Here is a 14362-nt window from a genome sequence, read left to right as displayed (position 1 = left end):
GCTACTTGGAGGAGACGAGGTGCGCGAAGGCGACCACGTTGTCCGTGTAGTCGTTGCGGGCCTTGTCGTAGGTCCCCCCGCAGGTGATCAGCCGCAGCTGGGCGTCAGGGCTGTCCCCGTACACGTCCTGGTCGGGAAACTGGTCCTTGGAGTAGCGACGGACGGCGTCTACGGAGAACGTCGCGACCACGCCGTCCGCGCGGGTGACGTCGACGTTGCTTCCCGGTGCGAGCTTGCGGAGCAGCAGGAACACCGCCGGTCCGGTCGTGGTGTCGACGTGGCCGACGACCACGGCGGTGCCGTTCTCGCCCGGCGCGGCACCGTCGCGGTACCAGCCGACAAGGTTCTCCTCCTCCGGCGGCGGGGCGGTGAGCGCACCCGAGGCGTCCAGGGTGAGTTCACCGAACGGTGCGTCCACGCCGATGGCGGGGATGCTGAGGCGGGTCGGCGGCGAGTACGGCAGCGCCGTCACGGTCTCCCCAGGAGAGACCTCCGGGGAAGAGACCGCCGGGGAAGAGGCCGGAGAAGAGGCCGCCGGGGGGCTGGGTTCCGGAGCCGGAGCGGTGGTGACCGCCAGCGACGAGACGACGGCCGGGGCCGGGGCCGGTGGTAGGGACGCGGCGCGGGGGGAGATGTCGTTGGCCCCATAGATCATGGAGAGGCCGAGAGCGAACATTCCGATGCCAGGACCGAGGAGCCAGCGTCTGCCGAAGCTCCGGGGTGCCCGCCGGCAGGGGTTGGCGTCCGGTGGTGCGGAACGGGACCTCATGGGGTGTATGCCCTTCCATGGAAGCCGGTCATCGTACGGAGGCCCGGCGCCTGCCGGTGCGGTCGCCGCTGCGGACGGTGACCGCACCGGCAGCGCCGAGCGGGGTCAGGTCAGATCGCGCTGCGGTTCGCCGCGCGACGACGCAGGGCGAACGCGCTGAAGCCGGCTCCGCCCAGCAGCAGGGCGGTGCCGCCCAGCAGGTCGGAACCGGGCGAGGCGAGGAAGCCGCCACCCGCGTGGACACCGCCGTGCGGACGCTCACCGCGCTCGCCGCCCCGGCCCTCCTCGCCACGGCCGCCCTCACCACGGCCACTCTCACCACGGCCACCCTCGCCGCGACCTTCCTCGCCCCGGCCCTTCTCGTCACCACGGCCCTCCTCCCGGCCCTGGTCCGCGGTCACGAAGGAAGCCATGAACCCGCCACCCGCGTGAACCCCGCCACGGGGACGCTCACCGCGCTCGCCCCCACGGCCACCCTCGTGACGACCGCCCTCGCCCCGGCCCTCGTGACGGCCACCCTCACCACGGCCCTCACCGCCCCGACCGCCCTCGTGACGACCGCCCTCACCACGGCCCTCACCGCCGCGACCCTCGTCACCACGGCCCTCACCGCCGCGACCCTCGTCACCACGGCCCTCACCGCCGCGACCCTCGTCACCACGGCCCTCACCGCCACGGCCCTCGTCACCACGGCCCTCACCGCCGCGACCCTCGTCACCACGGCCCTCGCCGCGGCCCTCGTCGCCACGGCCCTCACCGCCGCGACCCTCGTCACCGCGGCCCTCGCCGCGGCCCTCGTCGCCACGGCCCTCACCGCCGCGACCCTCGTCACCGCGGCCCTCACCGCCGCGACCCTCGTCACCACGGCCCTCGCCGCGGCCCTCCTCGCCACGGCCGCCGCCCTTCTCGGAGGAAAAATTGCCCCTGCCGTCGGACCGGTGGCCGTCATCGGCGAACGCGGCGCCGGGCGCGGCCAGGATGAAGGACGCGGCGAGCGCCGCGCCGATAACAACGGTGCGTACAGAACGCATGAGCGTGTGTTCCTTTCAGTGCCACCGCGCGGAACCGACCGGGCGCCAGTTCGCTAGCTCGCAGTGAATGCTTATTCACCGTCAGTCGATAACGCGGTGACCGCCACTGGGGTGCACCCGGTAGGACCGCGGGGATCTGCCGTCCAGGTGACAGATCCCGCGTGCCGCGCCCGGCTCGCGGGCCCGGACGTGGTAAAGCGCGGGGCCCGGGAGGGGGGCATTCGGGTGGCGGCGGCCCGGTGCGGACGCGTTCTCGGCCCCCGCATCGGTGCTCTTCCGCTGCTGGCCCGCGCCGTCCTGGGCATGCATGGTGTCGGCGGCATCACCACCGGCGCCGTCGAAGCCGGCATCACCTCACCTCTTCAGGTGACCGAGCCCACCGAGGAGCACCCGACCGTGACCGACACCGCACCCCGGGCCGTCCCCGCCACCGCCTCCCCCGGCCACCCCGCTGCCGCGTTCCCCCGGGGTTTCCGCTGGGGCGCCGCCACCGCCGCCTACCAGATCGAGGGCGCGGTCGCCGAGGCCGGCCGTACCCCTCCATCTGGGACGCCTTCAGCACCCCCGGACGGACCGCGAACGGCGACACCGGCGACACCGCCGTCGACCACTTCCACCGCTTCCGCGAGGACGTCCGGCTGATGGCCCGCCTCGGCCTCACCTCCTACCGGTTCTCCCTCTCCTGGCCCCGTGTCCAGCCCACCGGCCGCGGCCCGGCGAACCCCCGGGGCCTCGACTCCTACCGGGCGCTGACCGACGAGCTCCTGGAGCACGGCATCACTCCGGCCGCCACGCTGTACCACTGGGACTTCCCCCAGGAGCTGGAGGACGCCGGCGGCCGGCCCGACCGGGACACGGCGAACCACTTCGCCGACTACGCCGCCCTGGCCGCCGGGGCGCTCGGCGACCGGGTCCCCACCTGGATCACCCTCAACGAACCCTGGTGCAGCGCCTTCCTCGGCTACGGATCGGGGGCCCACGCCCCCGGACGCACCGGCCCCGCCGACGCCCTCCGCGCCGCGCACCACCTCAACCTGGGCCACGGCCGAGCGGTGCGGGCCCTGCGCGCGGCGCTGCCGGCCACCGCGGAGGTCGCCGTCTCGCTCAACCTGCACGCCGTCCGCCCGCTCACCGCCGGCTCCGACGACACGGAGGCGGCCCGCCGGGTCGACGCCGTCGGCAACCGGGTCTTCACCGGGCCGATGCTCGACGGCGGGTACCCCGACGACCTGCTGGCCGACACCGGCCACCTGATCGACTGGGCCGCCCTCGTCCGCGCCGGGGACCTCGCCGACATCGCCCAGCCGGTCGACCTGCTCGGCCTCAACTACTACACGCCGACGGTGGTGTCCGCCGCCGTCCCGGGCGTGCGGCGCCCCCGCGGGGACGGCCACGGCGACGGCCCGCACAGCCCCTGGCCCGGCTGCGAGGGCGTCGGCTTCCACCGCGCCAACGACGACGTCACCGCGATGGGCTGGCCCATCGACGCCACCGGACTGTCCGACTCGCCGGTCTCCCTGCACCGACGCCACGGCCTGCCCCTGCTGGTCACCGAGAACGGGGCGGCCTTCGAGGACACCGTCGCCCCCGACGGCTCGGTCGACGACCCCCGGCGCATCCGCTACCTCGACCCAGCACCTGGGCGCGGTCTCCCGGGCCCTCGCCGCGGGCGCCGATGTCCGCGGCTACTACCTGTGGTCCCTGCTGGACAACTTCGAGTGGGCCCAGGCCCGTCGAACAGGCTGTCATCATAGCGAGGCCTTAACCCTGAGTTACCGCCCGCCCCAAGGAGCGTATTTGGTCGCGATCAAGGGGTGATGCTGTTGAGGTCTTTGGATCCAGATCATCGCGCCGCGAAGGTGGAGGCCGGCGAGGTAGCCGGCGGACGTCCTGTCGTAGCGGGTGGCGATGCCCCGCCAGGCCTTCAACTTGTTGATCGGGCGCTCGCCCCGCCTCGCGGCCTCCGCGATCGCGCCCTCCAGCAGGGCTTCGAAGACGCCCGCGTCACGCCATTGCCGGAAGCGATCGGAGACGGTTGACCACGCGCCGAACTCCGCCGGCATCTCCCGCCACTGCCCTCCGGTCCTGAACCGCCAGATCACGCCCCCGAACTGCTGCCGCAGTCGCTCCGGGTACGGGCCGTACTCGCCGATCGGCAGGTACGGCTCGATGAACTCCCATTCCTCATCCGTCAGTTGCACTCGCGTCACGCGACATGATCTACCTGATCAGGCGCAGCCCGCGGGTTCCGTGTTCCCAGGCGATGTCGACGACGGAGCCGAGCGGCTCGCGCAGGTTGACGGCGCCCTGGTGGTCCTGGTCGAGGAGCCAGGCGATGGCTGCGGACTTGACGTAGAGGTGGTCGGCGCTGGCCACGTCCCGGGCACGGCGCTCGCACACGTGCTGGCCGGTCGGGTCGGGGAAGTGCGCGAAGTGGCAGACCCGGTCGGTGTAGAGCTTCGTCGTCAGCTGGTCGCCGCGGCCGCCGAGCAGCAACCCGCACCAGAAGGTGTCCTCGCTGTGCTCCTGGCGGAAGGCATCCAGCTCGATCGCCTCCAACGGCAGGATCAGCGGCACCTCCGATGCCGCGCTGCCCAACACCGCCGTCTGAATCCGCCGCTTGTCACCCGGAAACGACAACCCCCAAACTCGGGCCTGACCATGGCTGTTTCATCGTGCCACCACGCCGTGCCGGGCACCGGGGAAACGGCGCAAGTCCCACCAAGGCACTGGTGAAGCCGACGGAACAGAGTGCCGGCGGGGGCGTGGACCGGCAGACGAACGCTCGGGTTGATCTCCAGCAAGCCGGTGGCCGGCCTCCGTACCAATCGCGAACCGCCTGCTATACGGCGGTATACGGGTTGACGATGGTGTGGTGCCGTTGCGCGGTTTCCAGGACCTTCCGCGGAAAGCGGGGCCCGGCAACGTAGTGACGGCCCTTCGTCTGCCCGACCGCTGTCAGAAGTTCCGCCTTGGTCAGGGCCTGCAGGTCCCTCGTCGCCTGTTGGGTGTTGATCGCTTCGGCTTTCTCGTAGCGCGAGCGGCGCACCCGCCCCACCATCGCCACTTCGTGCAGAGCGGTCGTCTGGCGCTCGGTGATCCCGTAGCTGCCGGCTACCTCGATGAGCTGTGTCCAGCAGTCATTGGACCGGTCGACGCGGCGCTGGACCCGCTGCGTCTGCTGGTGGTAGGCGAGGAGATTGAACTTGATCCACGGCAGTGCGTCCCGCTGGGGTGACCAGACCGGACCGCCGACCTCGCGCAGCACCTTGTAGTAGTCCCAGGTGTTGCCGGGCATCCCCAGCCACTCCTCGATCGAGGAGAACTCGGGGGCGAGGACTCCGCCCCGGGCGATCAGGAGGGTTTGCAGAGAGCGGGACATCCGGCCGTTGCCGTCCGACCAGGGGTGGATCTTCACCAGGTTGAGGTGCGCCATCGCGGCCCGCACGAGGACGTGGCTTTCGAGGTCGTCATCGTTGAGCCAGTCGACAAGCTCACTCATCAGACCGGGCAGCAGCTCGTGGTCCGGTCCCTCGTAGTCCGTGGCCAGGTCGTCGCCGGGGGCCGTGATCCGAATGGCCGTCCTGCGCCACTGCCCGGCGGTCTTGAGCGGGTGGTGGTGGCCCTGGAGCATCCAGTGCAGGGCGTTGAGCAGTTCCTTGCTGTAGCGGAAGTCAGCGGCATCGTTGAGGGACTGGATGTAGGTCATGGCCTGCTGGTAGGCCAGGGTCTCCGTCTTGTTCTCGTCGCTGGCCTCGACCTCGTGCTCGCCATCCATCAGGTCGGCGACATCCCTCGCGTCGACCTGATAGCCCTCGATGGTGTTCGAGGCCGCGATGGCACTGGCCGTGAGGGCCTTGCGCAGGTCGAGGGTCCATTTCATGGGGGCCTGCTGAACCGCGTACCGCAGCTGGTCGCGCATGGAGTTGATCTGCTCCAGGACCTGATGGTCGACGGACTCGAGGCGGGGCATCTGATACAGCATGAATCAATGATACCCAGCTCCTATCATTCAATCAATCCAGGCTGCCGAGCCGCGGTCCTCGTCACGCGGCACCGCGGGTGAGGGCCGGCTGCGACTGGCGGGCGGTGCGCAGCGGGACAGTGTGGCCGCGGACGACGGCGACGGCGGCGTGGTGGCGGGCGAGGAGCTCGCGGGCGCGGGCGGCTTCGGCCAGGGCCTGCTCGTCCTGGATGGGCGGGCGGTGATCCCGTTCGGGCTCGCGCAGGCGGTTGCAGTGCCGGCGCAGGATCTCCTCCCGGGCTGCGGCTTCTTCGTCGAGCGTGGCCCGGCGGGCCTGGGTCTGCTCACACATCTGTTGGCGGAGCTGCTGGTAGGCCACGCTGTCGGCAGGCGGCGGCGCGGTCGGCGCGGGGGCCGGGTCCGTCGTCGGCCGGACGGGGGCGACCGGCTCGGTGTCGGGGCGGGGGTGGCCTGGCCGACGCGGATGTCGATGGCGCGGACGGTGTCGGGCCGCGCCGCGTTGAGCTTGGTCAGGAGCTGGCGCTGTTCCAGGCGGAGCTTGGTGGCCCAGGCCGGGGAGTCGCAGGTGATGCGCAGGGTGCGGGTGTCGGCGTTGAACCCGGCCGGGAACCAGTGCAGGGCGGCCTCGGCGCCCGTGGAGGTCGCCTCCGCCTGGGGCAGGCCCGCCGTCCGCACAGGGCCAGGGAGGGCCTTCACCGGGTGCGGGGCACCCAGGACCCGCGCTCCGCCGCACCGTGCGCGCCGGTCGGGAGTAGACGCTACGCGGCGGTGGACAGCCCGGCCCGGGTGGACAAGGGGGTCCAGCGGCTCCAGCGGGCGTTCGGGGAGACGGCCCGCTGAGCACCGTCCGGCCCGCCGCGCGACCTGCGCCGGCCCCCGCCGGACCGTGACTCCGGCCCCGGCCGGTCCGCTCCGCCGCCCGAACCTCCCCGCGCGGCGGCGCCGTCGCCTACAGTGAGAGCTTCTTGCGGACGGGACCGGGTGACGGCACGGGCGGGGAGGGGGCCGGAGTGGAGCGACGCGTACGTCGGACCGCGGCGGCCGCGCTGTCCTGCGCGTTCCTCGCGGCCTGGGCCGTCTGCCAGGTCCTCCTCGGCACGGCGACGGGCGCGGCGCAGCCGGCCCCCGACGCGCCGCCCGCCGTCGCCGCCCCGGCCGCCCCCGCCGCCGTACGGCTCGGCCCGGCGGGCGCGGAGGTCCGGCGCACCGCGGACCGCCCCGACTCCGACGTCGCCCAGCGGCGGACGGCCGCCGCCGAGCCCGGCGTCCGGCTGCCCGCGCTCCCGCCGGCCGCGCTCCCGGCCGCCCGGACAGACGCCCCCCGGCCCCGGGCCTGGATGTACGCCCCGGGGCCGCGCCAGGAGCGGGCGCCGCCGTCCGACCACTACGACCCCCGCCACACCCGCGGTCCCCCCTCCACCCGGTCCAGCTGACGTCCCACCGCGCCCGCCGACCCGGGTGCCGCGGCCTGCCCGCGGCCCGGACGGGAGGACTCCGGCCACCGTGCCCGGAGCGTTCCCGGCGACGCGCCATCCCCTCGCGTCCGCCCGTCCCGGGTGCGGCGTCCCCCGCGGACGCCCGGCTCCCGCGGACCGCCCGTGGAGTACCCATGCCTACTCGCCGTGCCACGTTCTGGCGCGCGCTCGTCGCGCTCGCCGTCGTCGGTGTCTCGCTCTACGTCGCCCTGACCACCCCGCCCCGCCTCGGCCTCGACCTGCGCGGCGGCACCCGGATCGTCCTGGAGACCCAGAACTCGCCCACCGTCCGCGCCGACGCGGACGCCACCGACCGGGCGCTGGAGGTGCTGCGCCGCCGGGTCGACGGCCTCGGCGTCGCCGAACCCTCGCTCGTCCGCGCCGGGGAGCGGCGCATCGTCGTCGAACTCCCCGGCGTCCAGGACCCCCGCGAGGCCGCCGGGGTCATCGGCCGCACCGCCCAGCTCACCTTCCATCCCGTCACCGCGACCGCCGACGGCCCGGCCGGGCCCCCCGCGGCGGACGGCTCCCGGGTCCTCGCCGACCCCGGCCTCCCCGGCGGCCACCTGCGACTGGGCCCGCCGGTGCTGACCGGCGACGGCGTCAAGGACGCCTCGGCCGTCCTCGACACCCGGACGGGCCTCGGCTGGAGCATCGACCTCTCCTTCCGCGGCTCGGCCGGCGACGCCTGGGCCCGGCTCACCGGGGAGGCGGCGTGCGCCGCGCCGGCCGACCCCGCCCGCCGGGTCGCCATCGTGCTCGACGACCGCGTCCTGTCCGCCCCCGGCGTCCAGGAGAGCGTGCCCTGCGGGCAGGGGATCACCGGCGGTTCGACGCAGATCACCGGCGGCTTCTCGGCCGACGAGGCCCGCGACCTCGCGGCCCTGGTGAAGGGCGGCGCGCTGCCCGTCCCGGTGACGGTGATCGAGCAGAGCACCGTCGGCCCCACCCTCGGCGCCGAGGCGATCCGGGCCAGCGCCCTGGCCGCGGTCATCGGCCTGCTCTGCACCGGGGCTTTCATCATCGCGGTGTACCGCCTGCTCGGGGTGCTGGCCACCGTCGCGCTGGCCCTCTACGGACTGATCTCGTACGCCGCCGTGGTCGCGCTCGGCACGACGCTCACCCTGCCCGGGCTGGCCGGCTTCGTGCTCGCCATCGGCATGGCGGTGGACGCCAACGTGCTGGTCTTCGAACGGGCCAGGGAGGAGTACACCGCGCCCCGGGCGGCCGGCCCCGGCAAGGAGCGCGACCTGCGGCGCCCGCTCCGCGTCGGGTTCGCGAAGGCGTGGAGCGCGGTGGCCGACTCCAACGTGACAACGCTGCTCGCCGCCGGGCTGCTCTTCGTGTTCGCCACCGGCCCGGTCAAGGGCTTCGGGGTGACGCTCTCGATCGGCGTGCTGGCCTCGATGTTCTCGGCCATGCTGATCACCCGGCTGCTCGCCGAGTGGGCGGTGCGCCGGCCGGCCGTCGCCCGGCGGCCCGCCCTGACCGGCATGGCCACCGTCGGCCGGCTCCGGACCCGGCTGACCCGGCGGCCGCCCCGGCTGATGCGCCACCGGCGGCGCTGGCTGGTTGCCAGCGCCGGCCTGCTGCTGCTCGCCCTGGCCGGGATCGGCGGGCGCGGCCTGGACTTCGGCGTCGAGTTCACCGGCGGCCGGGTCGCGCAGTACACCGCCGCACAGCGGGTCGACGCGGACGCCGCCCGCACGGCGGTGGTCGACGCCGGGTTCCCGCAGGCCGTGGTGCAGACCACCGGCGACACCGGCGTGTCCGTCCGCACCAAGGAGACCGGCGACGACCAGCAGCAGCGCATCCGGGAGGCGCTCACCGGCGTCACCGGCGAGCTGTCCGTGGAGCGCGACGAGCTGATCGGGCCGAGCCTCGGCAGCGAGCTGCGCGGCTACGCGCTGGCCGCGCTGGGGCTCGCGGTCGCCGCCCAGCTGCTCTACCTCACGATCCGCTTCCGGTGGACCTTCGCGGCCGCCGCGGTGATCGCGATGGCGCAGGACCTGCTGCTCGTCCTCGGCCTCTTCGCCTGGCTGGGCAAGCCGGTGGACAGCGTCTTCCTCGCCGCGCTGCTCACCATCGTCGGGTACTCGGTCAACGACACGGTGGTGGTCCTGGACCGGCTGCGCGAGCTGCGCCGGACCGGGACGAAGGCGAGCTGGGCGGACCTCGCGGACCGCGCCGTGGCGCAGACCCTCCCCCGGACGGTGAACACCGGCATGGGGGCGCTGTTCGTCCTGGTGGCCCTGGCGGTCCTCGGCGGCGACTCGCTCGCCGACTTCTCGGTGGCGCTGCTGGCCGGGGTCGTGGTGGGCACGGCGTCGACGGTGTTCACCGCGATGCCGGTGGTCGTGCTGCTCCAGGGGCGGTTCCCGGACCGGCCGCGGGAGGCCCGGGAGGCACGGACGTCGCACGCGGCGGGCGCGGCGCGGGCGCGCGACCACAACGGGGCGGTGGTCTGAGCGGCGCTCGATCCGCTCCCGGAGTCCGGTCGGGGAGCGGTGCTGCAGCTGGTCCAGGACGGTTTCCTTCACCGCGCGGGGGAGGCCTCCGCGGTGGGCGAGGGCCGCCTGTAGCGGGATGGGGACAGCCTGCCGACTACGCCACCGTGGTCCGGACGTCCAAGAGCAGCGCCCACCGGTACGCGGCGGCCGTCGCGCGCCATACGGAGGCCTGACCGGGCGGGTGCGCTCCGCCCCCGGCGGCCGCCGGCCGGGGCGGTAGATTGCCGGGACTCCCCGCATCGTCCTCAGGAGCTTCCCGTGCTCGACACCACCGACGCCGCCCTGGTGCGCGAACTGCAGCGCGACGGCCGGGTCAGCTACCAGCGGCTGTCCGAACTCCTCGGCATCTCGCGGGAGGCCGCGCGGGCGCGGGTGCAGCGGCTGCTCCAGCGCGGCGAGGTGCGGATCGTCGGCATCGTGCCCCCGTCGGTGGCCGGGATCGAGGCGGTCGCCCATGTGTCGCTGGACGTGTCGGGCCCGGGCGGACCGGTCGCGGCGGCGGCGGCCGCGCGGCGGGCGACCAGCTTCGTCTCCTGCACGGCCGGGCCGCAGAGCGTGCTCGCCGAGATCCGGGTCGCCGACGGGGCCGCCCTGGAGCGCGAGTTCGCGGCGCTGCGGGCGACACCCGGGGTGCGGCGGCTGGAGGTGTTCCGCTGCGCCGAGCTGGTCCGGGACGCCTACGCGCCGGAGGTCGCGGGCGGGCGGCCCGGTCCGCCGCCCGCGCTGGACGGGGCCGACCGCCGGCTGCTCGGGCTGCTCCAGCTGGACGGCCGGGCCAGCTTCGCCGCGCTGGCCGAGCGGATCGGGCTCTCCCAGCCGGCCACCCGGGCGCGGGTGCTGCGGCTGCTGGAGCTGGGCGCGGTGCATGTGACCGGGCTGGTGGAGTCGCGTGCGCTGGGCGTGCGCGAGGCCGCCGGGGTCGGCCTGGGCGTGCGGGGGCCGGTCCGGGCGGTCGCCGAGGCGGCCGCCGGACTGCCGGGGGTGAACTACGTGGCCACCGGCTACGGGCGCTTCGACGTGGTGTGCGGCCTGGACGCCCCGGACCGCTCGGCACTGCTCGCCGGGCTGGAGGCGGTGCGCGCCCTGCCGGGCGTGGCCCGCTCGGAGTCCTGGGTGCACCTGGACATCGTCAAGGAGTCCTACACCTACGATCTACCCATCCGATAAGCGATTTCTTCTCCTGGAAAGCACCAGGCGTATGATCCGCCCACCCAGCAGATTCTGATAGGCGAAACGATATAAATGAACTCTTGACGCGTTCTTTTCGCCTCGCCTTCAATGGCCGGACACCTTCCCCCGCGAGAGAGTCCGGTCACCGATGACGTCTTCTCCTCCCCCTCCGCCCGCGGTCGCGGCGCTGCCGCGCTCGCTGGGCGTCTTCGGCGGAGTCCTGCTGACCCTGTCGTGCGTGACGCCCGCGTCGTCGCTCTTCATCGTCGTGCCGCCGCTGCTGCAGTCCCAGGGCAGCGGCGCGGTCATCAGCCTGCTGGTGGCCGCCGTGCTCTCGCTCGGGGTGGGCCTGTGCTACGCCGAGCTCGGCACCCTGGTGCCCAGCGCCGGCGGCGAGTACTCGATCGTGGGGCAGGTGCTCGGCCGGCTGGCCGGCTGGCTGGTGTTCGTGATCTCGATCGTCTCGCTGCTGGTGATCCCGCCGATCATCGCGCTCGGCACCGCGGACTACCTCGGCTCGGTGCTGTCGCTGGACCCGGCGGTCGCGGGCGGCGCGGTGATGGCGCTCTCCGTCGCGGTGGGCGTCCTGGACATCAAGTCCAACGCCCTGATCACCGGGATCTTCCTGGGCCTCGAAGTCCTCGCCGCCGCCGTCGTCACCGTGCTCGGCCTGACGCACATCCAGCAGCCGGCCTCGACCCTGGTGCACGCGGTCGTGCCGGACGGGCAGGGCGGCACCAGCCCCTTCACCCTCGGGCTGCTGATCTCCGGGCTGACCGTGGCGATCTTCACCTACAACGGCTTCGGCACCGGCATCTACCTCTCCGAGGACCTCCGCGACCCGCGCCGCTCGGTCGCCCGGACCGTCCTCTGGTCGCTGCTGGCCGGGGTCGTCGTCATCACCCTCCCGGTGATCGCGATCTGCCTGGGGGTGAGCTCCCCGGACCAGCTGGCGGCGGGCGACCTGGTCGCCATCGTCGACTCCTGGGCCGGCAGCGCGGTCGGCACCTTCGTCAGCCTCTGCATCGCCGCCGCCATCCTCAACGCCGTCATCGTGATGGTGATCCAGAACGGCCGGGTGCTCTACGCCTCCGCCCGCGACCGCACCTGGCCCGACCGGGTCAACCGCGCCCTCGGCACCCTGCACCCGCGCTGGGGCTCCCCCTGGGTCGCCACCCTCGCGATCGGCCTGCCGGGCGCGGTGCTGGCGCTCACCGTCCCGATCGAGGCGCTGCTCGGCTTCACCGGCGTGGTCGTCGCGGTGATCTACCTGCTGCTCGGCATCGCCGCCCTGGCCGCCCGGCGCGGCCGCCACCGCGCCACCGGCGCCTGGCGGATGCCGCTCTGGCCGGCCGCCCCCGTCCTCACCACCGTCGTCCTCGGCTACACGCTCACCCGGCAGGCCGGACGCGATCTGCTGATCACCCTCGCGGTGCTGCTCGTCGGGGTCCTCTACTGGTTCCTCTACCTGCGCCCGCGCAGCGCGACGCACTGGGTGCTCAGCCTGCCCGCCGACCAGACCGCCGGGACCGGCCCGGCACCCCGGCCCGCCACCGCCGTCCCTGTCACCGCTGCCGCCACCGCCGCCACCGCCACCGCCACCGCTTCGGAGAACTCGTGAACCGCCCCGCCGAACTGATCGTCCACAACGCCCATGTCCACACCGTCGACGAGCGGCGCCCCCGGGCCGAGGCGGTCGCCGTCCGCGACGGCCGGATCGCCTGGGTCGGCGACGGAGACGGCTGGCGCGAGCTGGCCGGCCCCGGCACCGAGGTGGTCGACGCCCGCGGACGGCTACTGGTGCCCGGCTTCGTGGACAGCCACAACCACGTCCGGCTCGGCTCCGACGCGGCCTGCGTCCAGCTGGCCGGCGCGGCCGACCTGCCCGAGATCGGCCGCCGGATCGCCGACTGGCTGCGCCGCAACCCGTCCGCCGACTGGGTCGAGGCCGAGGCCTTCGACTACTCGGCCGTCCCCGGCGGGCGGATGCCCACCGCCGCCGACCTCGACCCGTACACCGGTGACCGGCCCGCCTTCGTGCTCAGCTACGACGTGCACACCGTCTGGCTGAACACCGCCGCCCTGCGCCGCCTGGGCATCACCGCGGCCACCCGTGAACTCCCCTTCGGCACCGTGCGGACCGACCCGGCCACCGGCGAACCCACCGGATTCCTCACCGACTTCGCGGTCCGCGGCCTCTCCCGGGACGGGCACCGGGCGCTGCGCGCCGCCGGCGTCCCGTGGGCCGCCCCCGACCGGCAGTACGGCCGGCTCTGCGCGAGCCTCGACCTGGCGGCCCGGTACGGCCTGACCACCGTCGTCGAACCGCAGAACTCCCTCGACGACCTGGCCCTGTTCGAGCGGGCCATCGCCGAGGGCCGGCTCCGCTCGCGCCTGGTCGCCGCGCTCTTCCACCCGCGCGGCACCACCCCGGCGGAGCTCGCCGGGTTCGCGGCGGCGGCCCGCCGGCACAGCGGCGACCGCTTCCGGGTCGGGCCGCTCAAGCTCTACATCGACGACGTGGTGGAGCCGCACACCGCCGCCCTGCTGGAGCCCTACGCGGGCCACCACAGCCACCGCGGCGAGACCTTCTACCCCGCCGAGGAGTTCGCCGAGGTGCTGGCCGGCCTCGACGCGGCCGGCTTCCAGACCTTTGTCCACGCCACCGGAGACCGGGGCATCCGGACCGTGCTCGACGCGGTCGAGCACGCCCGCCGGGTCAACGGGGCCCGGGACGCCCGCCACCAGGTGGTCCACGTCGAGTGCCTCGACCCGGCCGACGTGCCCCGCTTCGCCGAACTCGGCGTGGTCGCCTGCATGCAGCCCCGGCACTGCTCCCCCGACATCGCCGGCCCCGGCCGGGACTGGGCCGAGGCCGTCGGCGAGCAGCGCTGGTCCAAGGCCTGGCCGATGCGCAGCCTCCAGGAGGCCGGTGCGGTGCTGGCGTTCTCCAGCGACTGGAACGTCGCCGAGATGGATCCGCTGGTCGGCCTCTACACCGCCGTCACCCGCCAGGGCCTGGCCGGCGGCGAGGCCTGGGTGCCCGGCGAGACCGTCTCGCTGGCGGACGCGCTGCGCGGCTACACCCTGGGCAGCGCCTACGCCAACTTCCTGGACGACCGCCTGGGTTCGCTCACCCCCGGCAAGCTGGGCGACCTGGTGCTGCTCTCGGAGGACCTCTTCGCCCTGGACCCGAAGGCCCTGCTGGACGCCCGGGTCGACCTCACCGTGGTCGGCGGCGAGGTCGTCCACCGGGCCGGCTGACCCCCGCTCCGCCCGGCGGCGCGTGCGCGCCGCCGGGCCCCGGCCCCGGCCCCGGCCCGGCTCTGCGGCAATTGACCGTTTCGGACACTGCTCTCATCTGATGATCACTCATTTGCCAGCAATCGGACTCCTGGCGTACGGCGCCGTCCACTCGAATT

The 14362-nt window shown here is 74.1% G+C and carries 11 protein-coding genes and 3 pseudogenes; 8 read left to right on the top strand and 6 right to left on the bottom strand.

Features of this window, described 5'->3' with window-relative positions:
• Position 1: 1 nt before the first annotated feature.
• Positions 2–472: a class F sortase gene (locus tag AB0P06_RS21095; protein ID WP_363609431.1), complete on the bottom strand. Its 471-nt coding sequence runs from the start codon at positions 470–472 to the stop codon at positions 2–4.
• A 533-nt stretch (positions 473–1005) separates the two neighbouring features.
• On the opposite strand from AB0P06_RS21095, the gene AB0P06_RS21090 reads away from it, so the two are divergent.
• Complete coding sequence (locus AB0P06_RS21090) at positions 1006–1857, top strand: hypothetical protein (protein ID WP_363609429.1); 852 nt, start codon at positions 1006–1008, stop codon at positions 1855–1857.
• A gap of 447 nt (positions 1858–2304) precedes the next feature.
• Positions 2305–3618 (top strand): annotated as a pseudogene (locus tag AB0P06_RS21085) (family 1 glycosylhydrolase).
• A gap of 128 nt (positions 3619–3746) precedes the next feature.
• On the opposite strand, the pseudogene AB0P06_RS21080 reads toward AB0P06_RS21085, so the two are convergent.
• From AB0P06_RS21080 to AB0P06_RS21060, 5 genes and pseudogenes are all read right to left on the bottom strand, one after another.
• Positions 3747–4010 (bottom strand): annotated as a pseudogene (locus tag AB0P06_RS21080) (transposase); the annotation flags it as partial.
• Positions 4011–4020: 10 nt separating this feature from the next.
• Positions 4021–4398, bottom strand: a complete 378-nt coding sequence (locus AB0P06_RS21075; RefSeq protein WP_363609427.1) for a hypothetical protein — start codon at positions 4396–4398, stop codon at positions 4021–4023.
• Between the two features lie 244 nt (positions 4399–4642).
• Complete coding sequence (locus tag AB0P06_RS21070; protein ID WP_363609425.1) at positions 4643–5785, bottom strand: Fic family protein; 1143 nt, start codon at positions 5783–5785, stop codon at positions 4643–4645.
• Between the two features lie 61 nt (positions 5786–5846).
• Positions 5847–6116 (bottom strand): hypothetical protein, encoded by a 270-nt coding sequence (locus tag AB0P06_RS21065; RefSeq protein ID WP_363609504.1) that lies wholly within the window; start codon positions 6114–6116, stop codon positions 5847–5849.
• 143 nt (positions 6117–6259) lie between these two features.
• Positions 6260–6460, bottom strand: a pseudogene (locus tag AB0P06_RS21060) (DciA family protein); the annotation flags it as partial.
• A gap of 24 nt (positions 6461–6484) precedes the next feature.
• Here AB0P06_RS21060 and AB0P06_RS21055 point away from each other — a divergent pair.
• From AB0P06_RS21055 to AB0P06_RS21030, 6 genes are all read left to right on the top strand, one after another.
• Positions 6485–6625: a hypothetical protein gene (locus tag AB0P06_RS21055; protein ID WP_363609423.1), complete on the top strand. Its 141-nt coding sequence runs from the start codon at positions 6485–6487 to the stop codon at positions 6623–6625.
• A 170-nt stretch (positions 6626–6795) separates the two neighbouring features.
• Complete coding sequence (locus AB0P06_RS21050) at positions 6796–7218, top strand: hypothetical protein (RefSeq protein WP_363609421.1); 423 nt, start codon at positions 6796–6798, stop codon at positions 7216–7218.
• A gap of 176 nt (positions 7219–7394) precedes the next feature.
• Entirely contained in the window at positions 7395–9728 is a 2334-nt protein-coding gene (secD, locus tag AB0P06_RS21045; protein WP_363609419.1) for a protein translocase subunit SecD, read from the top strand.
• A 300-nt stretch (positions 9729–10028) separates the two neighbouring features.
• Positions 10029–10937 carry an Lrp/AsnC family transcriptional regulator gene (locus AB0P06_RS21040; RefSeq protein ID WP_363609417.1) on the top strand — a complete coding sequence of 303 codons (909 nt, stop codon included), beginning with the start codon at positions 10029–10031 and terminating at the stop codon, positions 10935–10937.
• Positions 10938–11088: 151 nt separating this feature from the next.
• On the top strand, positions 11089–12561 hold the full coding sequence (locus AB0P06_RS21035) for an APC family permease (RefSeq protein WP_363609415.1): 1473 nt from the start codon (positions 11089–11091) through the stop codon (positions 12559–12561).
• Complete coding sequence (locus tag AB0P06_RS21030) at positions 12558–14204, top strand: amidohydrolase (RefSeq protein WP_363609413.1); 1647 nt, start codon at positions 12558–12560, stop codon at positions 14202–14204. Before AB0P06_RS21035 ends, AB0P06_RS21030 begins: the two co-directional genes overlap by 4 nt.
• Positions 14205–14362: the final 158 nt, after the last annotated feature.

Source organism: Kitasatospora sp. NPDC088351, from assembly GCF_040685575.1.
Taxonomy (GTDB): domain Bacteria; phylum Actinomycetota; class Actinomycetes; order Streptomycetales; family Streptomycetaceae; genus Kitasatospora.
The sequence above is the reverse complement of the archived record's forward strand: the minus strand, read 5'-3'. Positions and strand labels throughout refer to the sequence as shown.

What these genes read in the sequence shown, in the direction of transcription:
- AB0P06_RS21070 (WP_363609425.1), bottom strand. Translation starts at nt 5,785, where the DNA reads ATGCTGTATCAGATGCCCCGCCTCGAGTCCGTCGACCATCAGGTCCTG.
- AB0P06_RS21065 (WP_363609504.1), bottom strand. Translation starts at nt 6,116, where the DNA reads ATGTGTGAGCAGACCCAGGCCCGCCGGGCCACGCTCGACGAAGAAGCC.
- secD (WP_363609419.1), top strand. Translation starts at nt 7,395, where the DNA reads ATGCCTACTCGCCGTGCCACGTTCTGGCGCGCGCTCGTCGCGCTCGCC.
- AB0P06_RS21035 (WP_363609415.1), top strand. Translation starts at nt 11,089, where the DNA reads ATGACGTCTTCTCCTCCCCCTCCGCCCGCGGTCGCGGCGCTGCCGCGC.